General features: G+C 63.8%; 22 protein-coding genes. 3 read left to right on the plus strand and 19 right to left on the minus strand.

Features of this window, described 5'->3' with window-relative positions:
* Positions 1-35: 35 nt before the first annotated feature.
* Both MJ607_RS17870 and MJ607_RS17875 read right to left on the minus strand, forming a co-directional pair.
* Entirely contained in the window at positions 36-785 is a 750-nt protein-coding gene (locus MJ607_RS17870) for an ABC transporter ATP-binding protein (RefSeq protein ID WP_243076964.1), read from the minus strand.
* The gene (locus MJ607_RS17875) at positions 785-1,576 is read right to left on the minus strand and encodes an ABC transporter permease (protein ID WP_243076965.1); all 792 of its coding nucleotides are present in this window, start codon (positions 1,574-1,576) and stop codon (positions 785-787) included. Before MJ607_RS17875 ends, MJ607_RS17870 begins: the two co-directional genes overlap by 1 nt.
* Before the next feature lie 355 nt (positions 1,577-1,931).
* Between MJ607_RS17875 and MJ607_RS17880 the strand changes: the two genes are divergently transcribed.
* The gene (locus MJ607_RS17880) at positions 1,932-2,696 is read left to right on the plus strand and encodes a hypothetical protein (protein ID WP_243076966.1); all 765 of its coding nucleotides are present in this window, start codon (positions 1,932-1,934) and stop codon (positions 2,694-2,696) included.
* Here the strand turns inward: MJ607_RS17880 and MJ607_RS17885 are convergent.
* From MJ607_RS17885 to MJ607_RS17940, 12 genes are all read right to left on the minus strand, one after another.
* Entirely contained in the window at positions 2,693-3,661 is a 969-nt protein-coding gene (locus tag MJ607_RS17885) for a glycosyltransferase domain-containing protein (RefSeq protein ID WP_243076967.1), read from the minus strand. The two genes, MJ607_RS17880 and MJ607_RS17885, sit on opposite strands and share 4 nt — an antisense overlap.
* A complete protein-coding gene (locus MJ607_RS17890) occupies positions 3,658-4,899 on the minus strand; it encodes an ABC transporter ATP-binding protein (RefSeq protein WP_243076968.1) in 1,242 nt (413 codons plus the stop codon). Before MJ607_RS17890 ends, MJ607_RS17885 begins: the two co-directional genes overlap by 4 nt.
* A gap of 1 nt (position 4,900) precedes the next feature.
* A complete protein-coding gene (locus MJ607_RS17895; protein ID WP_243076969.1) occupies positions 4,901-5,815 on the minus strand; it encodes an ABC transporter permease in 915 nt (304 codons plus the stop codon).
* 106 nt (positions 5,816-5,921) lie between these two features.
* Positions 5,922-7,058, minus strand: coding sequence for a UDP-galactopyranose mutase (glf, locus tag MJ607_RS17900; RefSeq protein ID WP_243076970.1), 1,137 nt, complete (start codon positions 7,056-7,058; stop codon positions 5,922-5,924).
* A gap of 14 nt (positions 7,059-7,072) precedes the next feature.
* A complete protein-coding gene (locus tag MJ607_RS17905; protein WP_308193857.1) occupies positions 7,073-8,092 on the minus strand; it encodes a GDP-mannose 4,6-dehydratase in 1,020 nt (339 codons plus the stop codon).
* Positions 8,041-9,087, minus strand: a complete 1,047-nt coding sequence (locus MJ607_RS17910; protein WP_243076971.1) for a glycosyltransferase family 1 protein — start codon at positions 9,085-9,087, stop codon at positions 8,041-8,043. Before MJ607_RS17910 ends, MJ607_RS17905 begins: the two co-directional genes overlap by 52 nt.
* Before the next feature lie 31 nt (positions 9,088-9,118).
* The gene (gene gmd / locus MJ607_RS17915) at positions 9,119-10,147 is read right to left on the minus strand and encodes a GDP-mannose 4,6-dehydratase (RefSeq protein ID WP_243076972.1); all 1,029 of its coding nucleotides are present in this window, start codon (positions 10,145-10,147) and stop codon (positions 9,119-9,121) included.
* A gap of 112 nt (positions 10,148-10,259) precedes the next feature.
* Positions 10,260-11,117, minus strand: coding sequence for a glycosyltransferase (locus MJ607_RS17920; protein WP_308193858.1), 858 nt, complete (start codon positions 11,115-11,117; stop codon positions 10,260-10,262).
* On the minus strand, positions 11,098-12,072 hold the full coding sequence (locus MJ607_RS17925; RefSeq protein WP_243076974.1) for a GDP-L-fucose synthase: 975 nt from the start codon (positions 12,070-12,072) through the stop codon (positions 11,098-11,100). The genes MJ607_RS17920 and MJ607_RS17925 overlap by 20 nt, the downstream gene beginning before the upstream one ends.
* A gap of 78 nt (positions 12,073-12,150) precedes the next feature.
* Complete coding sequence (locus tag MJ607_RS17930) at positions 12,151-13,392, minus strand: hypothetical protein (RefSeq protein ID WP_243076975.1); 1,242 nt, start codon at positions 13,390-13,392, stop codon at positions 12,151-12,153.
* A complete protein-coding gene (locus tag MJ607_RS17935; protein ID WP_243076976.1) occupies positions 13,376-13,813 on the minus strand; it encodes a DUF2304 domain-containing protein in 438 nt (145 codons plus the stop codon). The genes MJ607_RS17930 and MJ607_RS17935 overlap by 17 nt, the downstream gene beginning before the upstream one ends.
* Positions 13,810-14,538, minus strand: coding sequence for a glycosyltransferase family 2 protein (locus MJ607_RS17940; RefSeq protein ID WP_243076977.1), 729 nt, complete (start codon positions 14,536-14,538; stop codon positions 13,810-13,812). Before MJ607_RS17940 ends, MJ607_RS17935 begins: the two co-directional genes overlap by 4 nt.
* 101 nt (positions 14,539-14,639) lie before the next feature.
* Here MJ607_RS17940 and MJ607_RS17945 point away from each other — a divergent pair, with 101 nt between their 5' ends.
* On the plus strand, positions 14,640-16,688 hold the full coding sequence (locus MJ607_RS17945; RefSeq protein WP_243076978.1) for a hypothetical protein: 2,049 nt from the start codon (positions 14,640-14,642) through the stop codon (positions 16,686-16,688).
* 36 nt (positions 16,689-16,724) lie between these two features.
* Here the strand turns inward: MJ607_RS17945 and MJ607_RS17950 are convergent, their stop codons facing one another.
* From MJ607_RS17950 to MJ607_RS17965, 4 genes are read right to left on the minus strand one after another with little or no spacing between them, the layout of a single operon-like run.
* Positions 16,725-17,576 carry a glycosyltransferase family 2 protein gene (locus MJ607_RS17950; protein WP_243076979.1) on the minus strand — a complete coding sequence of 284 codons (852 nt, stop codon included), beginning with the start codon at positions 17,574-17,576 and terminating at the stop codon, positions 16,725-16,727.
* A 4-nt stretch (positions 17,577-17,580) separates the two neighbouring features.
* Entirely contained in the window at positions 17,581-19,509 is a 1,929-nt protein-coding gene (locus MJ607_RS17955; protein ID WP_243076980.1) for a rhamnan synthesis F family protein, read from the minus strand.
* Between the two features lie 3 nt (positions 19,510-19,512).
* A complete protein-coding gene (rfbA, locus tag MJ607_RS17960) occupies positions 19,513-20,385 on the minus strand; it encodes a glucose-1-phosphate thymidylyltransferase RfbA (protein WP_243076981.1) in 873 nt (290 codons plus the stop codon).
* 51 nt (positions 20,386-20,436) lie between these two features.
* Positions 20,437-22,074 carry a glycosyltransferase family 2 protein gene (locus tag MJ607_RS17965; protein ID WP_243076982.1) on the minus strand — a complete coding sequence of 546 codons (1,638 nt, stop codon included), beginning with the start codon at positions 22,072-22,074 and terminating at the stop codon, positions 20,437-20,439.
* Positions 22,075-22,353: 279 nt separating this feature from the next.
* Here MJ607_RS17965 and MJ607_RS17970 point away from each other — a divergent pair, with 279 nt between their 5' ends.
* The gene (locus MJ607_RS17970; RefSeq protein ID WP_243076983.1) at positions 22,354-23,652 is read left to right on the plus strand and encodes a glycosyltransferase; all 1,299 of its coding nucleotides are present in this window, start codon (positions 22,354-22,356) and stop codon (positions 23,650-23,652) included.
* Here MJ607_RS17970 and MJ607_RS17975 read toward each other — a convergent pair.
* A complete protein-coding gene (locus tag MJ607_RS17975; RefSeq protein ID WP_243076984.1) occupies positions 23,602-25,632 on the minus strand; it encodes a glycosyltransferase in 2,031 nt (676 codons plus the stop codon). The genes MJ607_RS17970 and MJ607_RS17975 overlap by 51 nt on opposite strands.
* Positions 25,633-25,635 lie beyond the last annotated feature (3 nt).

Consider the following 25,635-nt stretch of genomic DNA (forward strand, 5'->3'; position numbering starts at 1 on the left):
GTGGACGCGCTTCGCCGCCCGGCGAAGCGCGTTCGTCAGTTGACGGGGTAGTCGGCGTTGTAGCGGTCGATCACTTCGGCGATCGGCGCGTCCATGACGAGCTTGCCCTTGTCGAGGTAGAGCCCGCGCGTGCAGAACCGCCGCAGATCCCGTTCGCTGTGGCTCACGAAGAACAGCGTCCGGCCGTCCGCGAGCAGCTCGTCGATCCGCTTGTAGCACTTCTCGCGGAATGCCTTGTCGCCGACCGCGAGCACTTCGTCGACGAGCAGCACCGGCTCGTCGAGCTGCGAGACGACCGAGAAGGCCAGACGCACCTTCATGCCGTTGGACAGGTGCTTGTAGGGCGTGTCGACGAAGTCGGCGATCTCGGCGAATTCGATGATCCCGTCGAACCGGCGGTTCACCTCGGCGCGCGACATCCCGTGCAGTCCCGCCGTCAGGCGGACGTTCTCGCGTACCGTGAGGTCCCCCACGAAGCCACCCGTGATCTCGATGAGCGGCGCGACTCCCCCATTGACCGTGACCGAGCCCTCATCCTGCAGCAGGACACTCGCGACGAGCTTGAGGAGCGTCGACTTGCCCTGGCCGTTCCGGCCGACGACGCCGATGGACTCCCCCGGCGCGACGGTGAACGACACATCGCGCAGAGCCCAGAACTCGCCGGGGCGCGAGCGGCGCTTCGAGCCCGCGAAGAGGTCCTTGAAGCTCCGGCGTCCGCGCCGGTTGCGACGGAAGCGCACGCCGAGCCCCTCGACCTCGATCGCGTGGACGGATGCCGCTGCCATCACAGCTCCTTCAGGACGGGTCGCTCGAGCCGGCTGAAGACCCACAGGCCGAGGGCGAGGAATCCGAAGCTCATGAGGGCTCCGACGACGACGACGAACGTGTCCCACGTCTCGGGGAAGAACGCCGCGCGGTACATCGTGAAGATGCCCGAGAGCGGGTTGAACGCCGCGAGCTGCTCGAAAACGCCGGGGAGGTCCGAGACGCCGTAGATGACGGGCGACGCGTAGAAGAGCGCGCGCAGGATGAGCCGCGTCGTGCGCTCGAGGTCCGTGTAGAGCACGCAGAGCGGTGCGACGAGCAGTCCCAGACCGACCAGCAGCACGGTCTGCAGGAAGACCGCGAGCGGGAACCACAGGATGCCCCAGCCGACCGGCGCCCCCGTCACGATCGCGAACAACGCGAGCACGGGCAGCGAGCACAGGAACTCGATGCCCTTGCTCAGCACGATGCGGTTGACCCAGATGGACCGCGGGATGGCCGTGGATCGGACGAGTCGGGCGTCCTTGCTGAAGGCCTTCGTGAAGTCCGAGACGGACGAGTTGAACCACACCCACGGCAGGAGCGCCGTGATGAGGAAGACGATGTACGGCTCATGGCCGACGGTGCGCTGGAAGACCTGCGTGAAGACGAACCAGTAGATCGCGCTCATGACGAGCGGATCGAGCACCGACCACAGGTACCCGAGAGCGCTTGTCGCGTAGCGGACGCGCAGGTCGCGAGCCGAGAGCAGCCACAGCGAATGGAGGTAGCGCCGGGGCGATCCGGGGGCGCCGACGGCGGCTGTGGTCACGCTGTCGATCCTATGCTGTGCCTCGGGACGACCCGTTCCGGCGCCCTCACCCGCGCATGCCCCGACCCGCTTCGACCCGACCCGTCTCGGGGCTCGGCGATGTCCGCAGTTGTCGCCCAGAGAGTCTCGATATCCTTTCAGGATGAACTACGCCAGAAATCTCTTCACATGGATGGTGCGTAGTTCTCGATCCGCGTTGCGATCCGTCGCCGTACATCTTGGCGGGCTCCCCCACTCGGTCGGGACTGTCGACAGCCCGCCGCCAGATGTCGCGCATGACATCACACGGCTGTGGCTGCGCAATCTGCGTTCTGCGGAATCGGCTGTCGACTCCCGCGCGGCCGAGGTCGTCACGATGACGACCCACGGCGCGAGGATCCGCGACGTCTGGCTCGCGATCGAATCGATCGCACGAGGCACCGTACGCCCGGGCCGGATCATCCTGTGGCTCAACGAGCCCGCGCACCGAGTGCCGTGGCGATTGCGCCGCCTCCAGCGTCGCGGTCTCGAGGTCATCTTCACGCCCTCGGGGCTGGCTGTGCATACCAAGTACTGGCCTTACGTCTCGAGCCAACAACTCGATCGACCGCTCGTCCTGAGCGATGACGACATCGTCTATCCGCCCAGGTGGCTGGAGGGGCTCCGGGAGCAGTTCATCGCGACGGGCGGCCGTCATGTCGTCGCGTATCGCGCGCACGTCGTCGGCATGACCTCGCCGGACGAATTCACCCCCTACGCAACGTGGACGCCGTGCCGCTCTGATGAACCGCGGTACACCCACCTGGCAACCTCGGTCTCCGGCCAGATTCTCCCACCGTCCCTGCAGACCGCTCTTCTCGCGGCAGGCACCGAGTTCCTCATGCTCGCACCGACCAATGACGACATATGGCTTCATCGCTGCGGCGTTCTCGCAGGCATCCCGACGCAACAGGTGACCGAACATCAGCAGCACTGGTACTTCACCCCGGGATCGCAGACCTCCGGTCTCAACCTCGTGAACGTCGCCGGAGGAGCCAACGACGTCCAGATGGCGACAGCACACAACTCGCAGACACGTGAGCGGATCTGGCAGGCCAGCATCGCTTCTACGACGAGCTCGACGGAGGACGCCGCGAACTAGGGCATCAGCCTCGTAGCGAGCGCCGTTCTCAGAGCTCGCAACGCGGCCCGAACCCCCGTTTGCGACTGGACCAGGGCTTCGGTGCGAGCGAGGCTACTGGTCAGTCGATCGATCTCCGCATCGAGAACCTCTCGCTGCTTTTCGAGCTCCCTGGTCACCGCGACGGCTGCTTCGAGCTCCTCGTTGCGACGCGCGAGTCCCTCGACGCGAAGCAGCGCACGACGAAGGTCTGCGACGAGGGGCCCTGCCGGCAGAGGAGCGGCCTTACCGCGCGATATGCGGCGGTCCGGTATGACGGGCCATTGATGCGACGGGGCGTCGAAGTTGTCGAGAGAGGTGACCCGATACGAGACGCCCCCCTCGCAGAGAGCGACAAGGATGGACAGCTGATCTCGTCGCGAATAGCGGAGGACATGATCCGCCCAGATGCGCATTGCCGTGGAGACAGCGGGAGTCCGACGCCGCGCCAGAATACCGGTCCAAAGCGGCTTGGCGACGAGGGCATCCGGATGGCCCATGGCGTAGTCCGTCAGCTGTTCGTAGACGCGTGCGCGGTCATCGTAGTTGAGCTTGATGATCTCATCGAACTCGTCGACGAGCTGATCCCGATAGCTATGCGCTGCCAGAGCCATGTCCACACCTTCCACCAGCCACTCAGCAAGGATCTCCTCGGGAGGCTGCCGGAGGACGACGGACGCGTCAATGTAGAGGGTGGCGTCGAATTCACGGAGGCGCTCGTGTCCGAGAATCTTGATCAGCCGTGCACTCCGGATGGAGTCCTGCGCAAGGGAAGGCTCCACGACCTGGATCTCCCAGGTTTCGCTTGTCAGCGCTGGATCGTCAGTAAAGCAGATGAAATCAAGATTGCTCTGCGTCGAAACGGGCTGCTCAAGCAGGCCGTCGTAGCTGCCGAAGAGCGCGGTATATACGCACGCTTTCATCGAACCCACCTCGTCCGCCTTCATTGCACGGTTATGTCAGCGAAGACCGTGCCCGTCTGACGCTGCTCGGCCGGGACGAAGAAAGAAGCAGCCTGCCACTCCACGTCGACGGAACCCCCATCCTCGTCTTGCACCGTTGCATTCACGAAATACTGCCCTCCCCCTAGATGCAGATCATGAAGCACGTATACGACCTCGGACTCACCCGGCTGAGCCGGACCGTGCGTCGTATCAAGCCTCCGGCTGCCTGTGCCCAGAACCTGTTGCCCGGAGGACGTGTCGATACTGATTCCGGTATTCCAGACCGAGACGGGGGTAGGGTGCTCGACGCGAATCCTGATGCGGACATCTTTACGGGGCAGGATCTCGCTGAGCTGATTGCCGTCCGCATCCTCGACGGTGACGGCAAGGATCTCTGCGGTGCGGCGGGGCGATTCGTGCGCGCCGTGACGCTGCGACTCCAGCTCCTCAGCCATCGCGACGGCCACTTTCCGCTTGCCTTCAAGTATCTCGCGGTGCACCCTCGTGGCCTCGGCCGCAGAGCCAATGAAGGCGACTTCGCCGTTTCTCAGAACGACACCCTCGTCACAGACCTCCATGACCTGCGCTGCCGAGTGCGAGACGAGCACGATGGTGCGACCCTCGTTCTGGAACTGGCGGATCTTGTCCATGCACTTCCGCTGGAATGCTTCGTCGCCGACCGCGAGCACTTCATCGACGAGCAGCAGATCCGGATCGGTGTGCACTGCCACAGCGAACGCCAGCCGCACATACATCCCGGACGAGTAGAACTTGACCTGGGTGTCTATGAAGTCTCCGATCTCGGAGAACGCGAGGATGTTCTCGAACTCGGCATCGGTCTCTTCCTTCGAGAGCCCCAGGATCGCAGCATTGAGGTATACGTTGTCGCGACCCGTCAGATCCGGGTGGAATCCGGCTCCGAGTTCGAGGAGCGCTGCAAGGCGCCCTCGGCGATGTATCGTCCCCGATGTGGGGTCGATGATGCCGCCGATGAGCTTGAGCAGCGTGCTCTTGCCGGAACCGTTGGTTCCGATGAGTCCGATCGATGACCCCGCGCGGATGGTCAGCGAGACGTCCTGAAGAGCCTGGAATTCCTCCTGAAAGGTGCGGCCTCGGCGGCCGAGCGTGACTACCCGCTCCTTGAGAGAGTTGTCCTTGCGGAGGGTGAATGTCTTCGACACCCGATCGATCTTGACTATGTCGGGGGTGTGTTCCGGCAGCATCCGGTCGACTTGGCTCATGTCACAGCTCCTGCGCAAAATTACCCTGCAGACGAGCGAACGCACGTTGGCAGAACCAAAGAATGACGAATCCGATCGCCAGGGCGATCAGCATCCGCACGCCGAGGAAGGCGGGGTAGTCCTCGGGACCGCCAGCGGTCCAGAATGCACGGTGAAAGCCGAGCACAGCGAGCGTCAGCGGGTTGTTGGTGTACAGCTCCAGCACCCACGAGGGCAGACCGGCATTGTGGATCAGATCCCTCACCATCGTCCAGGTGTACACAATGGGCGACGCCCATAGGGCCAGCATCAGAATGATCTGGGTGAGGTATTGGACATCGCGAAGGTACACATTGAGTGCAGAGAGGAGGATCCCGAACGCTCCGGCATAGAGCACGACGAGGAGCACGGATGGAAAGAAGAAGAGGACATCCAGGTGCAAGGGAGGCGAACCGAGGACAAAGCACGCGGCGACGAGCACGAGCATCTGCACACCAGAGGTGAAGAGGGCGGAGCCGACGCTCGAGAGCGGGAACACCTCGCGGGGGACGTACACCTTCTTCACAAGCCCTGAGTTGGCGACGATCGATCCGGTGGATGACGACAAGGTGTCGGAGAAGAGCCCGAAGATGGTCAGCCCGGAGAACACATAGATCGCGAAGTCCTCAACTCCCCGAGCGGCACCCAGAATCTGGCCCATCACGAGGTAGTAGACCGCGAGCTGGACGATCGGGTTGATCAAAGTCCAAAGGAGCCCCAGCGCGCTGTCCTTGTAGCGCGCCTTTACGTCGCGCCGAACGAGCAGACCAAGCAGTTCACGGTGGGCTAGAACGGCTCGCATCGCTCCCCACGTACCGCGCAGGCCGGCGGGACCAGATGTCGCAAGGAGCGGCTCGATCTCGAGGCGGGCGAACCGCGCTTGGGCAGTGTCACTCAATGTGGGTCTCTATCTTCTTGCGCATGGTCGAACATCGCCGAACTTGCTTGGGGCGCGCGCGCCTGCCGAGACGCGAGGGAAGGCCGGCGAATTACTGCCCTAGGCATCACAGCAGCTGATTTTTCCACATGGACAGCGCCGATCCGATCGCCATGTGCATGTCGAGGTACTGGTAGGTGCCGAGTCGGCCACCGAAAGCCACATCCTTCTCCTCCTTCGCCAGCACGCGATATGCCTCGAGCTTTTCGCGATCGGCAGCAGTGTTCACCGGGTAGTAGGGCTCGTCATGGGGATCCGCGAACCGTGAGAATTCGCGCATGATCACCGTCTTATCGTGGGGGTATCGGTCTGCGCGCTCAGGGTGGAAGTGGCGGAACTCGTGTATGCGGGTGTATGGAACCCCGGCATCCGCGTAGTTCATGACTGAAGTGCCCTGGAAGTCGCCGATCGGCAGTACCTCACGATCAAAGTCGAGCGTGCGCCATGACAACGGACCCTCGACGTAATCGAAGTAGCGGTCGACAGGGCCGGTATAGACGATGGGAAGCTGGCCGACAGTTGCCCGTTTACTGAGCGGCTGAGACTCGTCGAAAAAATCCGTGTCCAATTTCACCTCGATGTTCGGATGGTCTGCCATCCGTTCGATCCAGGCAGTGTAGCCGTCTGTCGGGAGGCCTTCCCAGCGATCGTTGAAGTAGCGATTGTCGTAGGTGTATCGCACGGGGAGCCGGCTAATGACTTCGGCTGGGAGGTCTTTCGGATCTGTCTGCCACTGCTTCGCCGTGTAGTCGCGGATGAACGCCTCGTACAGCGGCCGACCGATCAGGGCGATGCCCTTCTCCTCCAGATTCGTCGCCGCCCTCACGTCGAACTCACCTGCCATCTCCTGCACGAGGGCTCTTGCCTGATCGGGCGTGTAAGCGGCTCGGAAGAACTGGTTTATCGTGCCGAGGTTGATGGGCAGCGGAAAGACGACGCCCATGTGGTTCGTATAGACGCGATGCGTGTAGTCGGTGAAGGTCGTGAAGCGGTTGACGTAGTCCCACACCGCAGGGTTGGACGTGTGGAACAGATGCGCGCCGTACTTGTGCACCTCGATGCCCGTCTCGGGATCGTCCTCGCTGTACGCATTGCCGCCAATGTGCGCCCGTCGATCGATGACGGTGACGACACGGCCCGCTGAGGCCGCGCGTTCTGCGATCGTGAGCCCGAAGAAGCCCGATCCAACGACGAGAAGATCCATAGAAATGCCTGAGGTCAGTGCTTCGCGCGAAGTGCTGCCATCTCGGCATCCACCATGATGTGCACAAGAGCCTCGAAACCGACGCTGGGAGTCCATCCGATCTGCCTGAGGCGGGCCGGATCTCCGACCAATTGCTGCGGGTCGGCAGGGCGATAGAACGCCGGATCGATCCGCACGAACTTCTCCCAGTCGTCGATGCCGACGTAGCCGAATGCCGTCGCTACGAACTCCCGCACCGAGTGCGCCACACCGGTTGCAACGACGTAGTCACCTCCGGTCGGCTGCTCGATGATGCGAATCATGGCATCGACGTAGTCAGGCGCGTAACCCCAGTCCCTGAAGACGTCGATGTTCCCGAGAGCAAGTTCGTCCTGAAGGCCCAGCGAGATCCGTGCCGCGCCCATCACGATTTTGCGGGCCACGAAGGACGCCGGCCGGCGTGGAGATTCATGGTTGTAGAGGATCGCGGCGCTCACGTGCATTCCGCGCTCACGGTAGATAGCCGCCATGTCATGAGCGAACGACTTTGCCGCACCATAGGGCGTAACCGCGCGCCGCGGAGTGGACTCGTTCTGGGGGACCTGCACGGCGTCCCCGAAGATCTCGGCGCTCGAGGCTTGGACCACGCGTACGGGACGCCCCGCGGAGGTCTGCCTCCACGCCGCATCGAACAGCCTCACGGGTCCCAATCCGAGTACGTCTGCCGTCTCCGCGGGGAACTCCCATGACCTCGCTACCGACGTGTTGCCTGCGAGGTTGTAGATGTGCGTGGGCTCCACGTCAGCGACGAGTCGGCCGATCGCCGTGGAGTCGGCGAGATCCGCGACGTGACCGACGACGACGGGATGTTCGACGGACAGGCGGTCGACTCCGTCGCGGTTGTGGCACATCGCGTGCACTTCATGACCGGCTTCGAGCAGGCGTTCGACCAGATAGCCGCCGTCCTGGCCGTTCGCACCCGTGACCAAATGTCGCTGGCTACTCATGCGACAGCTCGGTATACATCGACGTGGACATCGCGACAACGCTCCCATGTGAACATTCGAACCTGCTCGAGGCCTTTGCGAGTGAGCTCCCCGGATCGCTCCAGAGCGGTGAGAATGCCTGCAGCGATCGCCGCGGGTTCCCCCGCGTCGAACAGGACAGCCGCATCTCCGCACACCTCGGGCACCGAACCCGCGTCCGTCGCGGCGACCGGGCATCCTGAGGCCATGGCCTCCAGAGGAGGCAGCCCGAACCCCTCGTAGAGGCTGGGGAAAGCGAGAACTGCCGCAGAGCGGTATAGCGCACGAAGCTCTGCGCTCGACACCAGGCCGCGTACCTCGACCCAGTCGGGCAGCTCGCCCAACGAATCCAGACCCCCGCCCGTGAGGACGAGACGCATCTCTGGACGATCGGCGCGAACTGCGCGCATGGCCTCGACGAGCCGGGCGTGATTCTTGTGCTTCCAGCCGCGGGCCGGATAGAGCACGAAGTCCTCACGATCGGCCGTGTTGGGGATGAAGCTGTCCACGTCGACACCGAGGTGAGCGACGTGCACTCGGTCGGCAGGAATGCGCAGCTGCTCGATCATCCGTGTTCGCGCGAACTCGCTGATCGTGATCACGGCGTCGGCACGCCGTGCCGCACCCTCATAGAAGTGGCGCCGGAACGCTAGCTCCGCACGCCCGAATAGCTGGGGCAGATCCAGATGCTGGACGTCCAGCAGCGTCTGGACGAACGCCTGCGACCGAGCTGGCCTCGGCGATGGAATCGTGAAAGGAAAGTGCACGACATCCGCGGAACGCAGCGACGTAGCCAGGCTGCGCCGCCGAACGTTCGCAGCAGCGATCGCGCCGAGCCGCCCGACCGCGGTCGACCCTGTTCGAACCTGCGTAACCACGACCTCAGGGATACCCTCGCTGAAGCCCGCGGCGTTCGACGGCACGAAGGCTGTCGCACGTACACGATCGGTCGTCTTGAGTTGACGTGTCAACTCACGCGAATAGGTCTCGCTGCCGCCCATGGCACCGGGTACAAGCGTGAGCATGGAGACGGCTACCGTGGGCGGCATCCCCATCTCAGACGCGCTGGACCGCATCGACGTAGGTGGATCCCTGAAGCTCGAGCGCCGCGACATCAGCATCGACCATGATCTGCGCGAGTCGGGGGGTGAGGATAGTCGGCGTCCAGCCGAGAAGTTCCTGAGCCTTGGCAGGGTCGCCGATGAGCGAGTCGACTTCGGTCGGCCGCAGGTAGCGCTCATCGAACTTGACGTAGCGCTCCCAATCCAGCCCTGCGTGCTCGAAGGAGAACTGCAGGAAGTCTTTCACGGTGTACGCCGTGTTCGTCGCCACCACGAAGTCGGTGGGCTCGTCGTGCTGGAGCATGCGCCACATGGCCTCGACGTATTCAGGTGCGTATCCCCAGTCACGGACGGCATCCAGATTGCCCATGTAGAGCTCCGACTGCTCCCCCGCCTTGATGCGAGCGACAGCACGCGTGATCTTACGCGTCACGAACGTCTCACCGCGACGCGGAGACTCGTGGTTGAAGAGGATGCCGTTGGTGGCGAAGATTCCATACGCCTCGCGGTAATTGCGGGTGATCCAGTAGGAGTACAGCTTTGCGACTCCATACGGAGAGCGGGGGTAGAAGGGCGTCTCTTCGGTCTGCGGCGGGGGCGTTGCACCGAACATCTCGGAACTGCTCGCCTGATAGAACCGGGTCTCGAGTCCGACTGCGCGAATCGCCTCGAGGAGACGGATGGTGCCAAGGCCAGTCGCGTCACCGGTGTACTCCGGCTCATCGAAGCTGACGCGCACATGCGACTGCGCAGCCAGGTTGTAGACCTCGTCGGGATTGATTTCGCTCAAGAGCGTAACGAGCCGCGATCCATCGGTGAGGTCTGCGTAGTGCAAGAACAGGTTGGGCTGGTCCGAGTGCGAGTCCTGATAGATGTGATCGATACGGTGAGTGTTGAACGACGATGACCGGCGGATCAGACCGTGAACTTCGTAGCCCTTCTCCAGGAGCAGCTCAGCGAGATAACTCCCATCCTGACCGGTGATTCCTGTGATCAGGGCGCGCTTGACTGGGGGGGTGCTCATGGTGTGAAGACTCCGACGTTTCGGTGGGGGGCGGCCAGACGGGCCCGTGCCCCGCTGGGGACAGCCAGACGGGTGGTCCCAGCCTAACTCATCCTTCTGGGCCACGAGAAAGTCAGGACTGGGCCAGCGCCCGTGCCCGTGCGGTCACGCGTCCGGCTGCGTAGCGCGATGCCCACCGGACGGGGAGGTCCCACACGAAGGAGAAGGGCCGGAGCGGCGCGGGAAGATGCCTACGCTTGACGGCCTCGGATTCGCGGCTGGAAGCGCGCCTGTTCGCCACGGTGAGCGAATCGGGATGCCATCGGAACGCTGCCACCGACTCGCGGGTCGAGAGGAATCTCCCGTGGCGTCGAAGGGATAGGAAGGCATCGAGATCCATGGCGTAGCGAAGCCTCTCATCGAAGCCGCCGATGGCCTCGAGCGCATCGAATCTGATGAGCGCGGCCGGATTGGGGATCAGGTCCGGACCCCAGGGAAGCAGGATCGTCGCGAGTTTGCCGGCAGCACTCACCCATGCCACGGCGCCGTTTGGGTCGACGTAGTCGCATCCCCCGAAAGCGACGACCGCGCGACTGTCGGACTCGAGCATGGACTTGAGGCGCGCGAGGCCTCCGGGCCGGAACAGATCGTCATCACCGATCCATGCGTAGAAGCTCTCCGTGGTGCGAGCCTTCAATCCGCAGTTGATCGCAGCGCTGATCCCCTGCTTGGGGTCATCGACGAGAAGGGCGCCGTAGTGCTGCGCCAGAGCGCGCGCCTCGGTCGCGGCCGGAGGAGAAACCACCACGAGGGTGAGATTCACCGTCTCGCTCTGCAGGGCCACGGAGTCCAGCGTCTGTCGAAGGAACTCGAGCCGGTCGCCGAGGGTAGGCAGAACGACGAGTATTTGGGAGTTGGAAGAGTTCAAAGGAACCTCAGGAGTGGGTGCGGTGATCGACGTGCGGGGTAACTCAGCCGCGCAGATCCGCACGGTGCTCGCGATACCACGCGATCGTCGACTCCAGGCCCTCCTTCAAACCGATGGAGGCCGTCCAACCGGCTTCTGTCAGTTTGGTCACGTCCAGCAGCTTCTGTGGCGTGCCATCCGGCTTGGATGTGTCCCAATCGGTCCCGCCTTCATACCCGGTGGCTGACGCAACGAGTTCGGCGATCTCACGGATCGTGGTGTCGCGGCCGGTCCCGACGTTGACCTGTTCAGGACCATCGAAATGATCGAGCAGGTACAGGCATGCGGATGCCATGTCGTCGACATGGAGGAACTCGCGGCGAGGGGAACCCGTCCCCCAGTTGGTCACCGAATCGGCTCCGGCCGCCAGGGCTTCGTCGTAACGCCGGATCAGGGCGGGTAGCACGTGGGATCCGATCGGTGAGAAGTTATCGCCTGGTCCATAGAGATTGGTGGGCATCGCCGAGATCCACGCCAGTCCGTACTGGCGGCGAACGCTCTGAACCTGCATGATGCCGGCGATCTTCGCGATCGCATACGCGTCGTTCGTGGGCTCGAGGTGACCGGTGAGAAGACTGTCCTCCCGAATCGGCTGCTCCGCATCGCGCGGGTAGATGCAGCTCGAGCCCAGAAAGAGGAGCCGCTCGACGTTCTGCTCCAGCGCGGCATCCATCACATTCACCTGGACGAGGAGGTTGTCGCTCAGGAAGTCCACGGGGTAGGTGCTGTTCGCGAGTATGCCGCCCACCTTGGCCGCTGCGAGCACGACGTAGCGGGGTTTGTTCTCACGGAAGAACGCAAAAGTCGCATCCCGGTCCCGCAGATCGAGTTCTTTCGAGCTTCGCCCGATGAGGTTGGAGAAACCCGCCTGCTCCAACCCCCGCCAGATCGCGGAGCCTACGAGCCCATTGTGTCCGGCCACGTAGACCAGCGCATCCCGGTCGATCGGGGTGCGCTCATAGGTCAGCTCGCTCGACATGGTGGCAGGTGCTCCGTTCCATTGATTGCTCCGAAATTATACGTGGAGGGTAGGTACGGCCGGCGCCGAGGCCTTTCCTCATGGCTTCGCCGGGTCGCGTGACACTCGCGGACGGATTCCGCAGAGATGGACGAAAACGCCGGAAAGCGGTCCGGTCACCAGAACGGTGAGTGTTCTGGCAACTGGATCGAGAGGCAGGAGGAAGGCAAGCACCGTCACCGCAGCCGCGACGACCCAGCCTGCGACGTAGAGGGCATGCCTGTTGACACTGAGGAGGGCCGGTCCCGTCAGGCACAGCAGCGCCACGAGACCTGCACTCGCAACCACGCAGGCGATGACGGATCCTTCGACGAAGTAGCGGCCGTCGGAGATCAAGAGGATCAGCCACGGCCCGACGAAGTATGCCACGACGCTCGCCAGGACGGCCGCCCCTCCAACCCACGCCATAAGTCGCAGAAGTCTGGAAACGATGGACGGCTGTTCGCTGCGGAACACGACGATCAGGTAGCTCTGCAGCGCCATTAGCGGAACGATCAGCGGCGCACGTGTGATTGTGATGACGACGATGAGTGAGGCCGTAAGCGTTGCCGAGACGTGCGGCATCATGAGTCGGATCAGCAGAGGCATACCCGTGACGAGCACGCCCGTCGCGGCAGCCGCCGCCACGGTCCCGACGGCGTTGGCGGACAGGCGCTTGACCCCAACGTCCAAGTCGAAGCGTCCGGCGACCCTGCCGCGAACAACGAGCCAGACCAGCCCGAACGCGGCGATGAATGGCACCGAAATGAAGGCAGCTAGCGTCTGGGGCGCAACACCCAGAAGAAGACCCGTGGACACCAAACCGCCGCGGATCAAAGCGTCTATGATCGTCAACCCGGCGATCGGCGACCACAGCGCCAGACCATACATCGCTCCGGAGAGCACAGCGCACCCGAGGTATCCGAGCAAGCCCACGCCGAACCAAAGGGTAAGTCCGACAGGGTCGATGGAGAGTGCAGTCGGCGCAAGCAGGAGTCCCACCACGATGCTCACCGCGATCAGGACCACTCCGGCCGAGATGGTGAACACCCGCAAGCCCGATCGCGTCGCGCCGGTGGTCGCGGGTGTGACCGCGCGGGTGACTTCCTGCTGGACGCCACCGATCGCACCGACGAAGAGGTACAGCGTCGACCAGAACACACTGAAGGTGACGTAGGCCTCGGCATCCTTGAGAACGGCCGCTGCAAGGATGAGGATCGCATACCCGCACAGTCCGGCGACTCCGGTGGCGATGAGTATGTAGAGAAGGCCCCGGCCGCGCCCGTCAGGAGGGTTCGACATCGTCCGCCGCTTGGGAGCGACGATTCGCCTCGGCCGATTCCGGTTGCGACCCGACCCCTGCATCGGGGATCTCCGATCCCCGGTCGGTCCGCAACTCCTCGACATCGACGCGAAGGATCGCGATCTCTTCAGCGACGCGGCGGATCTCTTCCTCAGCTGCGGACAGCTCCCACGAAAGGTGGAGGGCGACACCGCTCAGCAGCGCGATGGCGAGCGCGAAGAAGAGATTCGATGGAACCTCGACGCCCAGCACACCTGCCAGTCCGCCGAGGAGGCCCGGGAATAGAGCGAGCACAAGAATGGCCACGCCTATCACGAGCCATAGGAGCGCGTATTTCTCTCGCAGCTGCCTGCGAGTCAGCAGGATGACGATTATCGCCAGGACGAGGAGGGCGAAGCCGACGCCGATCGGTGCGATCATGCGCGGGGTCTCTTACGTAGTGCGCCGCGGATCAGCGCCAGAGAGAGGGCGAATACCGATCGAACGAGGTAGACCGTGGATCCGAACGGGTTCTGACTGGGACGTCCGCTCATGCGCGCCCGCATAGCCACGGGCACTTGGGTCACGTTCAATCCTGCGTGCACCGCCTCCACCAGAGAGTCCAAGGTATCGCCGAGATACTCGGCGGGGTAGTAGCGCACATACTGATCTATCGCCCGACGGTTCGCGGCACGAAAGCCGCTCGTGACATCCGTGAGGCGAGCCCGCGCGACACGCGACACGACAGCGGCCAGAAACACCATCGCCCACTTGCGCGGGCCGCGGACGGAATAGTCGCCGACTTGATCGAATCGAGCCCCGATCGAAATGTCCGCAGCGACGAGGCCACCCAGCACCCGCACGATATCGCGCGGATCATGCTGCCCGTCGGCGTCCACCTGGATCGCACGCTCGTAGCCGTGCCGCTGGGCGTAGGTGAAACCCGTGCGCATTGCGCCGCCGACGCCCATGTTGAACGGAAGCCTGAGCACGCGAGCACCCGCCTCGGCGGCGACCTCGGCAGTGGCATCCGTGGACCCGTCATCGATGACGACGATGTCCATGCCCTCGATGCGCTTGCGGATCTCGCGCACGGTGTTTCCCACGTTGCCGGCCTCGTTCCACGCAGGCACGATGATGAGCGTGCGCTCCGGGTGATCAGGCATGATCCGCCCATTCTACGCAACACGCACCAGCTCATCGTTCGCCCTCCGCGCGGATGACTGCGCGCTCAGGAAGCGGGAAAGTGCAGCGTGTTATTCTTCCCGTGCCCGCAATCACCCCCTCGCAACATCAGGACGTCACTTTGTCAGCTTCATCCGCGGAGGGCACCATTGCGGCTTCTGCAGGTCCCACAGCGACCGCGAATCCGCAGCCAAATGGACGGGATGCGAGCCGGCTTCGACGCCGGCTTCCGATCGTCGTTCCCGTCATCGCCTATCTCATCCTCGTTCTCCTGGGCGTCACGACGTCCAACATCGGAATCGGCTCTCTCCGCGAGGATCCGGCGGACCCGGAGGGCCTCCAGTTCGGGTACAACCAGCCGATCAGATCCGACGAGTACGGAACGGGATCTCCGCTCTGGCTCGGCGAGATCGCACGCGGCGGAGCCGAACCGATCACACCGCTCAGCGCCCCCGAAGGACTACTGGCGCAGCTGCCCGAAGGGGTGATCTCGGGCATCGTGTTCTTCGACGGCAGCGCGCTCGCCCTCGGAGAGTTCATTCCCGCTCAGATGCTGTTCGCGATGAAATGGTGGCTGCCGACGCTACTGCTGTTCCTGGGGTTGCCCCTGTGGTTCCGGCAGATCACCGGCAGGCTGCGGTGGGGTTACCTCGCCGCCGTCCTCATCGCAGTCGCGCCGGGCAACGCATGGTGGTCGGGGCTCGCGATCAACACGATCGGATTCGTCGCAGCGGGCTGCGCGCTCACGATCTACTCTGCATCCTGGCTGTCACAGCGACGCCATGCCAGAGCCGTCGTCGGCTTCGTGTTGGCGGGGATCCTGTTTGCCCGGACACCGACCTACTACCAACCGTTCGCGATCATGCTGTCGATTCCGTTCGTCGTAGCGACAGCACTGTTCATCGTTCTCCAGACTTATCGACTCCGCGATCGGATAATCAGCGTCATCGCGATAACCACGTCGAGCCTCGTCTGGACAGCCGCACTCTTCTGGGAGAGCCGTGACGCGCTCGCGGCCGGACTCACCACCGTCTATCCCGGTACCCGGCTGAGCTCCGGAGAGCCCATCGGACCTGGCTTCGCCCTCGGGGCCACCAATCTCGGCGGGATCGTCGATGCGTCCACGGTTTCGATCACGAACCAGTCCGAGATCTCGACCTCGTTCACGCTACTCCTCCCCGTCACCCTCGTCCTCTGCGCTCTCGGTGGCCGATGGTGGGTCGCCGGAGGCAAGGCCTTCACCGCAGTATTCGTGACGATGGCCGCCGCCGCCGTGTTCTGGACCGCCTGGATCAGCTTCGAATGGGGAGCGTGGAGTGCGGCGATTCCCTTGGTCAATCGGGTGCCCGCGCACCGGGCGGCGTTGGGGGTCGGCTTCCTCGCCACGATCGCCTTCTGTCTCCTAATGTCTCATTTCGCGCCCCGTTGGGGAGCGAAATGGATCGTGCCCTCGACCGCTGCCGTCGTCGCGGGCGGACTGTCCTTCGCCGGTGGATTCCTGCTGCGGTCGGAGGGTTACCTTCCGGGTCTCCGACTCGCTTCGATGCTCCTCGCGTCAGTGGTCTGCGCCGCCGCGATCTTCGCACTGGTCCGATGGCCTGGACGCGTCTGGAGCATGATCGGCGCAGGTCTCGCGGCCCTCACGCTGACGGCCGCCGTCAGCCCGGTCATTTTCGGGGTCGGGGATTTTCGCGACAGCGCAACCGCCCAGAAGTTCCTCGACTGGGCGAAGGCGAGCCGAGCAGACGGCGCACTGTGGGCTTCCGACAGCGGGAGCGTCGATTCTCTGCTGATGGCGAGCGGGGCCCCATCGCTCAGTGGCCGCCAGATCATCGGTCCCGTTGTAAGCGAATGGTCGAAGCTCGACCCAGGTCGAGCCAACGAGAATGTCTGGAACAGGGGCGGCGCTCATATCGCATTCGAGTGGGCGGACGAAGGTCTGCGATTCGAACAGCCCTACCCTGACGTCATCAAAATCATCGCTTCGCCATGCGAGGTCCAATCCCGTCTGACGGACCTGCAGTACGTCGTCTCATCGCGCGAACTCGAGGCTTCTTGCCTGACCGAGATTGACGCCGTGCAATGGTCAGGGCAGCAGCACTTCGTCTACGAGGTCACCCCGTCGGAGTGATCGGGGCCGCATGTCCATGCGCGGCCGGATCACGGATCAGAGGTCGTACCGAAGGCCGGCCCAGATTCCCCGTGAGGCCGCGCGGATCTTCGACCATCGTTCGCTCTCGAGAAGAACCAGCTTTACCCAGGCCTTGCCGGTGAACCAGAGGTCCTCCCAGAACCAACGGCCGAACCCGTATCGACGCACCACGACGATGCGATTCCGCGCGGCGTAGAAGTGGCGCAGCGTGGAGTAATTCGCCAAGTAGACGGCGCGGCCGAACAACCTCACCGGCTCGGCATCTCCGAAGCGGTGGTCGAGGATCGCGTCGAACACCTTGAGATTTCGGAAACCGCTCTTCCTCGCTCGCAGGCAGATGTCATGGTCTACGTAGTCGATGAACAATGGCTCATCGTGCAGGCCGATCTGCTCCAGCATCGACCGGGAGAACAGGGACCCCGAACTGATGATGACATCGGTCTGAACCGCCCCGCGACCCGACTCCCGTGCGTACACGACGCCGGTGGCATGCGAACGAAGCGCCGGTCCGACGACTCCAGCACGATCGCCGAACTGCGCCCGGGCGGTGCGTAACCGTGCAAGCATGCCCTCCGTGACGGTGCTGTCTTGATCGAAGATCCATACGTCGTCGTAACCGTGGTCCAGCGCTGCGCGCATCCCCGCATTGAATCCGGCCGCGACACCGACGTTCTCGCCCTGGGGTAATAGCCGGACAGACGGGTCCAGAGCCAACTCGGCCAGTACCCCATTGGAGGCCTGCTCGGATGAGTTGTCGACGACGTAGACCCGGTCGACCTGCTGACTCAGAAGCTTGACGTTCACGAGGATCTCGGGTTCAGGGTTGTACGCAAGGACCACTCCGGCTGTTCCGGTTACGATGGCCACGGCTCTACCTCCGCCCCGCTGAACGCCCTCGGCGATCCCATCCCCGCCGCGATCGAGCCAGGACACGTCCCAACAACGGTCTTCTGCGCACGACGCGTCGAAGTGCAGCACCGACCCCTGGAAAGTGCAGCCGGACGTACATCCGCGCGAAGTCGATGAGCCGACCACGCCCCACATGCCCTACGCCGCGAAGGTAATGGATCGCTTCGACCGTGTCTCCGGGCAGGGCGGAGGAGATCTCATCGAGCTTGTAGTCCAGCATCGTGTGGCTGATCGCCATGTACTCGGCCGTTGCCACGGTGCGCGTGTGATAGCCGAGTTCACCGGCGGCGTACGAAGGGAGCCGTTCGAGAATGTGCGCAAGGCTCCCATCGTTGTAGGCATCCTCACTGCCGAACTGCTCGTACGTCCACGCATGCTCGACGAGCAACCGCAGCGCCTCGGGCCTCGCGACGAACATGGAACCGTAAGGGGCGAGAGGCGACGCGTGGTCGAGCGGCACCCTGATGCCGAGCTCCGCGCACATAGCTTCCACCCCGGGCTTGTTCGCCCACCACGCGTGACCCATTGTCGGATACCCGATGTGAATCATAGGGGGATAGACGAGACCGAGTCCCGGCTCGCGCAGGAACAGCGCGATGAGGTTCGCGGTATAGCCGTCGCCATCGAGCAGGTTCTGGAACTGCTGACCCTTGAAATGACGCCCGATGTTGAAGCCGTCCTGAGGCGTCTTCTTCGAGTGGAGCTTCACTACGAGGTCGTATCCGCCGTCGAGAAGGATATCGCGACATCCGATCAGAAAAGCACTCTGGTCTCGACCTGCATTCGAATCGACGACGCGGACCTCGACCGACCGGTCGATGCGCGGGCGGAGAGCGAGAATACCCCGGATCTCCTGTGCCCGCGCCGAGTCGGGAGTCGTCACCACGAGGTCATAGGGACCTGGCAGCGTGTCGACCCGATCGAGCATCTCATCCGTCATCTCCGGGTAAAAGACGTGCAGGATCGCCACGACTCGCAGGGTGCGCCCCACCCCCCCTGACGCGTCAGCCTGCGGCAGCACCTCGAGCATCCCTGCGTCCGCGTTCAGAACCTTCGGGGCGACGTTCCGAGCGAGGTTCTGCCACATCATCGCCACGGGATACCCGTACGCCTCGACCCCCCGCGCGATCTCGCGGCCGATCACGGCGTGCCTGTCGAGAAACGGCGGATAGTGGAAGAACGGTCTGCGTTTGAGCACGGGACAGCCATCGGCGAGCAAAAGATCCGGATTGAACAGCGCGGGATGGTCGGTGGGGTAGTTCTTCGACGGGAAGGCGACGTCTGGGCGGAAGCCGAGTGACGCGAAGTGGTGCGTGAACACGGCCTCATGCTTCAGCACCGCATCGAAATAATCAGGCATCTCCGGCAGATCGTGCCAGTATGCACGCCATGCCTCAGACAGGAACAGGCTCGGCCTCACGGCGATCCAGAACGACTGGAGGTGATAGTGCAGCACTCCCCTACCCGTGAAGGGATTCGGCTCCTGCGCGGAGTGGTCCGTCAGGCCCCAGAAGTCGACTTGCCGTGCGGCCATGCGAGCGAGTACCGGACCATACGGCCGAACGGGCCCGAACCATGTGTCGTTCGTGAGGATGATCTCGTCGAACTCGGAGATTCTGTCACCGAGGTGCGCAAGTGCGTGCTTGTGGGCCCAGATGTCATAGCCGGTGTTGTTCCTGACGAGAATCTCGTCGCACACCGGTTCGAGCTTCGCTCGACCTTCGTCGCTGAGCGTTCCATTCACTACCACCAGAATGTGGGCGGCATCCTCCCGCATCCCGTCCAGTGCGTAAGGAATGTAGTCGTCAATACCGCCGCGGCGATCCCACACGACGTAAACGAATAGCCGGCGTCCGCCTACGGGAAGCGCGACGGCGTCAGCATCGACCATCGGTCAGCGCAACCCCTGCTCGAGCGCCTTCAGCAGATAGCGACCGTACCCGCTCTTGATAAGAGGTTCCGCTCGCTCCCTGAGTTCGTCGTCAGTCAGAAAGCCCATTCGCCAGGCCACCTCTTCGGGACACCCGATCGAGAGCCCCTGCCGCTTCTCAACTGTGCGGATGAAGTCTGTCGCCTCAGCGAGGGAGTCGAATGTTCCTGTGTCGAGCCACGCTGTGCCTCTTGGAAGCAACTCGACGTGCAGCGCACCGCGCCGCAGGTACTCCAAGTTGACGTCCGTGATCTCCAACTCGCCACGAGGAGACGGCTTGAGATTTTTTGCGATCTCGATGACGCCGTTGTCATAGAAGTAAAGCCCCGGAACGGCGTAGTTGCTCCTGGGAGCGAGGGGCTTCTCCTCCAAGGAGACCACGCGGCCCTCGGAGTCGAATTCGACCACGCCGTAGGCCGTGGGATCATCCACCCAATAGCCGAACACGACGCCGCCCGACAGGTTCTCATACTGTCGCAGCCGCGTGCCCATGCCCTGCCCGTAGAAGATGTTGTCTCCGAGGACGAGAGCAACGGAGTCCCCACCGATGTGATCCTCGCCAAGGATGAATGCCTGCGCCAGCCCGTCGGGTGATGGCTGCGTCTTGTACGAGATAGAGATCCCGAATCGCGTCCCGTCCCCGAGTAGGCGCTGGAACTGTTCGGAGTCCTGCGGCGTGGTGATGATGAGAACATCACGGATTCCGGCGAGGAGCAGCGTGGCCAGCGGGTAGTAGACCATCGGCTTGTCATAGACAGGGACCAGCTGCTTGGAGACGCCCAGAGTGATCGGATGGAGGCGCGAGCCTGTGCCGCCGGCGAGAATGATGCCACGCATGGTTCCAGTCTCCCTGATCCGGGTGATGCCCTCCAAACCGGAGGGTCGTCGTCATACAGGCGCTTGCGAGAAGTCGAGCAACGCGTCAGCAACTCCCCGGACGGCGGCCGCCGCAGCACGTGATGCCGAGGCATGGCCGTTGGAGCGGAGTTCTGCCCACACGTCGTCATCTGCCAGCACGTCGCGAAGGGAGCGGCGCAACTGGTCAGAGTCTGCGCGCGAGAACAGCAGTGAGTTGTAGCCGTCCAACACCTCGTGCCCGAGGCGATTGTCAACGGGCGCGAGATACACCGCGCCGAGCGACATCAAGGCGAACGGCAGGAGGCTCGATTGCTGCTCGGCGAACAGGACGACCGCACGCGGGCGGTAATTGGCGACTTCCTCGACCTTCGGCGACGAATCGAGGTGGACGGACACACACCCTTCGGCGACGCACGCATCATCGACTGCCGCCCGACCGTTCGGATCGGCGCCGATCGTGACGACAGTGCGCTCTGCGGTGTCGGGGAGCGGCGGTGGTGCTGTCGCCGGCGCGACGCGTCGTCGGACTTCCCATGCCGCCTCGGCCTGCAGCTGTGCCGCTGTCCACCTGTTCGGCGCGATGTAGTCGAATTCCGGTCGATATCCAGCGATGATGCGGGACTGCAGAGCGGTATCGTCGGGGTGCCAGATACTCTCGACAGCCGGCAGCAAGTACACCGGAAGTCCGCCGCGAACGGTCGCGAGCCATACAGTCTCGGCGACCGTCCGATCACAAGCGACGACGACGCCCCCGCGAGCAGCAAGATCGGCCACGACCGATTCGTCCGTCGTTTCTGAGCGGATCTCGGTGATCCGCGCATCGCGGCCTTCCGCGCGCATGCCGTCGACGAGGTCGGAGATGTACGCCTGCCAGAGTCCGTCTGACCCATGCCCGACGACGAAGTCGACCGTGGCATCGTCGGGCAGTCGCCGTGCGAGGAATCGGTCATCCCACCGGCGCCAGAACCGTCGCATCGAAGCGAGTTCCTGTTTCCCTTGGCTGTACCCGCGCGATGCGGACTCATGATGGATCAGCATCGCGGATGGCTGGTAGTAGCACCGGATCCCGCGCTCCCAAGCCCGAAGGCCGTAGTCGACGTCCTCGAACCCGAGCCAGAACTCATCATCAAGCACGCCCACGCGCTCAATGGCCTCGCGCGTTATGTAGACGCAGGCGCCCGAGATCGACCGGTTATAGCCGGCTACATTGGCCGCGGGCTTTGTTGCAGGTGCACCGACGTGAAGATGCCCGAACCACTGCGGAGCGAGGATGCGCGCGTAGTAGGTGCCGCCGTATTGAATGCGCCCGTCGGGGTACACGAGCTTCGGGCTGACCATGCCGATCGAGGTGTCCAGCGCGTAGGCACTGAACTGCAGAGCCTCAAGCCAACCGGGCTGGGCCACGACGTCACTGTTCAGCAGCACGACATCGTGACGGGCTTCCTGGATGCCGATGTTGACGGTTCCCGCGAAGCCCAGCCGGCGGTCCTTGAGAATGACCCGAATTCGGTCGTTCTCGAGCTCCTTCAACCTCAGCGCAACACCGGAGTCGATGTAATCGTCGACGATCAGGACCTCGTAGTCGACGTCGGCGCATGTCCGCTCGATGCTCGCGAGCGCCTCAGTCAAAAGCGGAACATCGTTGTAGCTCGGAATGACCAGGCTCACGGGGCGCGCGTGCTGTGCGAACCATGCCTGCATGTCGGCGTTCGGTGATATCCCCAGGGTGTTGAGAGTATAGGAGCGTCTGCTCCGCGAGGACCGTATCCGATCCTGCATTCGCGGGGGCAGCTTCGCGCTTGCGGTGCGAGCGACGCGCCTGAAAAGGTCTGACACTGGTTACGAGCCCCTCGAAGAGATCCGGACGCCCCAATGGTATCGACTCCTCTCCCCGGATCCCGCCGACCGCGGATGGTCATTGTCGCCGCGGACGTCGTCGGCGCACACATGGCAGGTCCGGGCATCCGGTTCGTCAAGATCGCCGAGCAGATGGCCACTGTCGCGGAGGTGACGCTCGCGGTAGGGATCGAGGGCAGTGACACGGAGTACCTGCAGGATCGCGGATTCGCGATCGCGCCGTATCAGCACCGCGACGAACTCATCGAGATCGTCGGCGCGCACGACATCGCGTTCTGCCAACTCATTGATGAGGAGGTCGTGCGTCAGGGCGCCGCCCTCGGATGCAGGTTCGTCTTCGATCTCTACAACGCGCTTCCTGCCGAAGCGATCGGCGCGGAGCGGATTGGAGGATTCGACACCCAACCGGAGATGGACGACGTCTTCCGTGGCGTGCTCGGATTCTTCCGATTCTGCCTTCGCGCAGGCAGCTACTTCGTGACCTCGAACGAACGACAGCGGGATCTCTGGATCGGATATGCGCTCTCCGCGGAGGCGTTGCTTCCGGGGGAACTGCGAGGCCGTCGTCCTGAGGACGTCATCGGGCTCCTTCCCTTCGGCATGGAGGACGGCGAGCCATTCGCTGCGGATCATGGGATCCGCGGACGGATGGGAATCGGTGCCGACGACATCGTCCTGCTCTGGGCGGGCGGAATATGGGACTGGTTCGACGCCGAGACGCCGATCCGTGCTGTGGCGGACCTGCGGCGGACGCGATCCGACCTCCACCTCGTCTTCTATGGAACGACGCACCCGAACGCCGCGATCGGGAAGCCGAAGTCGGTAGAGCGCGCTGAGGCGCTCGCCGCGGAGCTCGGAGTATTGGGGACGGGTGTGCATTTCATCGACGGGTGGGTGCCGGCCGACCGTCGCGCCGACTATCTGCTCGACGCGGACATCGCCATCTCCGCCCACAAGGAGTCGTTCGAAACCCGGTACGCCTTCCGCACCCGGATCCTTGACCATTTCTGGGCGAAGCTGCCGAGTATCGTCACGCGCGGGGATTGGTTCGCCGAGTACATCGAGGAGCACGGCCTCGGAGAGGTCGTCGAGCCCGCGGATGTCGAGGCGACGAAGCGGGCGATCGCCGCGCTGTCGGAACCGGCACGTAGGGTCGCCGCGCGCGAACATGTGGTGAGAATCCGGGATGAGTGGCGATGGTCTCAGAACACAGCACCACTCAAACAGGTCGTCGCCAACTGGGACACCCAGCTGGTCATGCGAGAGATCCCGCCGTCGATCCACGCGTCGGAGCCGGCACCGGCGCGACGCAGCCGTCTGCGCGAAGCCGCTTCGCGATCATTCGTCGGAGGCGCCTACCGAGGCCTCCGCAAGGGGCGCGCCGGCTGATCCCGCGATAGCGAGGGAATCGTAGAACGCGGCGACGGAATCCAGCACGACGGGCCAAGCGTATTCTGCCGCGGTCGCCAGTCCGGCCACCGCGAGGCGGGCCCGTTCCGCCGGGTCTCCCAGCAGCCGAGCGATCACGGATGCGAGTGCCTCATCATCGTCCTGACCCACGATGACGCAGTTCTCGCCGTCGCGGCAGAAGCCTCGGTTGCCGTGCGAGTCGGTGGCCACCACGGGGCATCCCGCGGCCATTGCCTCGAGGATGGGAAGGCAGAATCCCTCATGACGCGAGGTCTGAACGAACACGGCCGCGGTGTTGTACAGCTCATTGACCTCAGCATCCCGGGGCCTCGTTATGTAGTTGGCGCGCTCGTCGTCGAGTATGTCCGGCTCCGTTCCGAACAGCTGAAGCGTAGGTCTGTCCTCCCCGAGGCGACGCCACGCGCGCTCCGTCATGGCGAAGTTCTTCTGGAAGAACGAGCGCCCCAGGGCGAGCACGGTGTCGTCATCGCGCTGCCAGTCGGGCAGAACCCGGAAGACAGAGCTGTCGTAGCCGTGCGGAATCAGTGTCGCGGTGACCCCGACATCGGCGAGCTCATGCTGTTGATAGTCCGCCTCAGTGATGCTCGCGAACTCATGACGGTAGCTTGCGACGACCGCCGACTGCGCTACCTCATCGTCAGGGTAGAACCATGTCTCGAATTCCTGGATGAGGTAAACCGGTATCCCGTGATTCACCGAAGCGAGCCACACGATCTCGGCGGTCTCCCACCATGTCGCCACCTTGATGGCATCCTCGTTGCGAAGCGAAAGGAGAAGATCCTCGTAGTTGCGATACGTGACCACAGGAACGCGCAGATCGAACCACGTCGGCTCGCCCTGGAGCGACCAGATGGCCACATCGAATCCCCGGTCCGCCAATCCGTTCGCGAGCTCGAACACGGCGCGGATGCCTCCGCTGATGGACGTGGCGTTGAGCACAAAGATGATCCGTCTGGCGCCGTCGGCGGTGGCCACCCCGCGCTCGAGGATCCATTGGCGCTGCTCCCCCGCGATTTCGAGACGTGGAAGCTCTTCTACCCGGAAGACCGTGCTGCTCAAGCAAAGAGTCCGGAAGTTTCCCGCCCACGCATGGCGGATGAGACGCCCGACCTGGGCATCCAGGTCGAGGTCCGCGAGGTGCCTCCCCGCGATATCGATGCGATCGACTGCGTCCGAGGTGAGGTAGAGGCCGTGCGCGGCGGCTGTCAGCACGTACCTCGGGATTCGATGTTCGGCATAGTCGCGACGACCGGGGACGGCGGGGACGACCGACCCTGTCCGCCGATCGATCTGATAACCAGCCGCCAGCCCCTCCGGAGAACCGTACGCGGGAGTGACCACGCCGATCTCCTGGTCGTGGTGGTACTCATGCGCCGCATGCTGAAGCTGAATGACGGCGTCGGGTCCAGGGAGAGGATGCCGAGTGTCGATGAGCACGAGGTCCCACCGCCTGCACTCACGGTGCATCCATTCGAGGATGCTCGCGAGATCTATGATCGGCGCACCGTCCTCCCCATCTGCGATCGTGCACGGCTGCCCGGCAACGCGTGACGCCTCGGACGCAAGTTCCGGGGCGAGCACCACCCGGGCACGAAGCACGGCGCTCACGCGCGCGATCCAATCGCCGAGTTCAGGTCGCGGCGCACCGTGCACCACGATCACCAGATGGTTCCAATGCACTCGGTGCCACGCGGCCGCCCGTTCGGGCGTGAGAGTCGTAGTGACGCCGTTGGCGTACGTCGCGCCTCGGCGAGTATGCGCGACATTCAGTGCCTTGCGGTGGCGCGAATAGCCGCGTGGTCCGAGGCGCAGGAAAGTCGCTGACTCCCCTAACCGCCTCGCGACCCCGTCCACGATCCTTGCAACGCCTCGCGCCCCGCGCTTGATCACTCTCTCCAGCATGAGTTCGCGCCCGCCCTTCTTGTGGTGGATCAGCACCTC

Source organism: Microbacterium sp. SS28 (assembly GCF_022761035.1).
Taxonomy (GTDB): domain Bacteria; phylum Actinomycetota; class Actinomycetes; order Actinomycetales; family Microbacteriaceae; genus Microbacterium.

Excerpts from the sequence above, each read along its gene's own strand:
- MJ607_RS17870 (WP_243076964.1), bottom strand. The coding sequence starts at position 785 with ATGGCAGCGGCATCCGTCCACGCGATCGAGGTCGAGGGGCTCGGCGTG.
- MJ607_RS17880 (WP_243076966.1), top strand. The coding sequence starts at position 1,932 with ATGACGACCCACGGCGCGAGGATCCGCGACGTCTGGCTCGCGATCGAA.
- MJ607_RS17885 (WP_243076967.1), bottom strand. The coding sequence starts at position 3,661 with ATGAAGGCGGACGAGGTGGGTTCGATGAAAGCGTGCGTATATACCGCG.
- MJ607_RS17890 (WP_243076968.1), bottom strand. The coding sequence starts at position 4,899 with ATGAGCCAAGTCGACCGGATGCTGCCGGAACACACCCCCGACATAGTC.
- glf (WP_243076970.1), bottom strand. The coding sequence starts at position 7,058 with ATGGATCTTCTCGTCGTTGGATCGGGCTTCTTCGGGCTCACGATCGCA.
- MJ607_RS17905 (WP_308193857.1), bottom strand. The coding sequence starts at position 8,092 with ATGGGAGCGTTGTCGCGATGTCCACGTCGATGTATACCGAGCTGTCGC.
- MJ607_RS17910 (WP_243076971.1), bottom strand. The coding sequence starts at position 9,087 with ATGCTCACGCTTGTACCCGGTGCCATGGGCGGCAGCGAGACCTATTCG.
- gmd (WP_243076972.1), bottom strand. The coding sequence starts at position 10,147 with ATGAGCACCCCCCCAGTCAAGCGCGCCCTGATCACAGGAATCACCGGT.
- MJ607_RS17925 (WP_243076974.1), bottom strand. The coding sequence starts at position 12,072 with ATGTCGAGCGAGCTGACCTATGAGCGCACCCCGATCGACCGGGATGCG.
- MJ607_RS17930 (WP_243076975.1), bottom strand. The coding sequence starts at position 13,392 with ATGTCGAACCCTCCTGACGGGCGCGGCCGGGGCCTTCTCTACATACTC.
- MJ607_RS17935 (WP_243076976.1), bottom strand. The coding sequence starts at position 13,813 with ATGATCGCACCGATCGGCGTCGGCTTCGCCCTCCTCGTCCTGGCGATA.
- MJ607_RS17940 (WP_243076977.1), bottom strand. The coding sequence starts at position 14,538 with ATGCCTGATCACCCGGAGCGCACGCTCATCATCGTGCCTGCGTGGAAC.
- MJ607_RS17955 (WP_243076980.1), bottom strand. The coding sequence starts at position 19,509 with ATGGTCGATGCTGACGCCGTCGCGCTTCCCGTAGGCGGACGCCGGCTA.
- rfbA (WP_243076981.1), bottom strand. The coding sequence starts at position 20,385 with ATGCGTGGCATCATTCTCGCCGGCGGCACAGGCTCGCGCCTCCATCCG.
- MJ607_RS17970 (WP_243076983.1), top strand. The coding sequence starts at position 22,354 with ATGGCAGGTCCGGGCATCCGGTTCGTCAAGATCGCCGAGCAGATGGCC.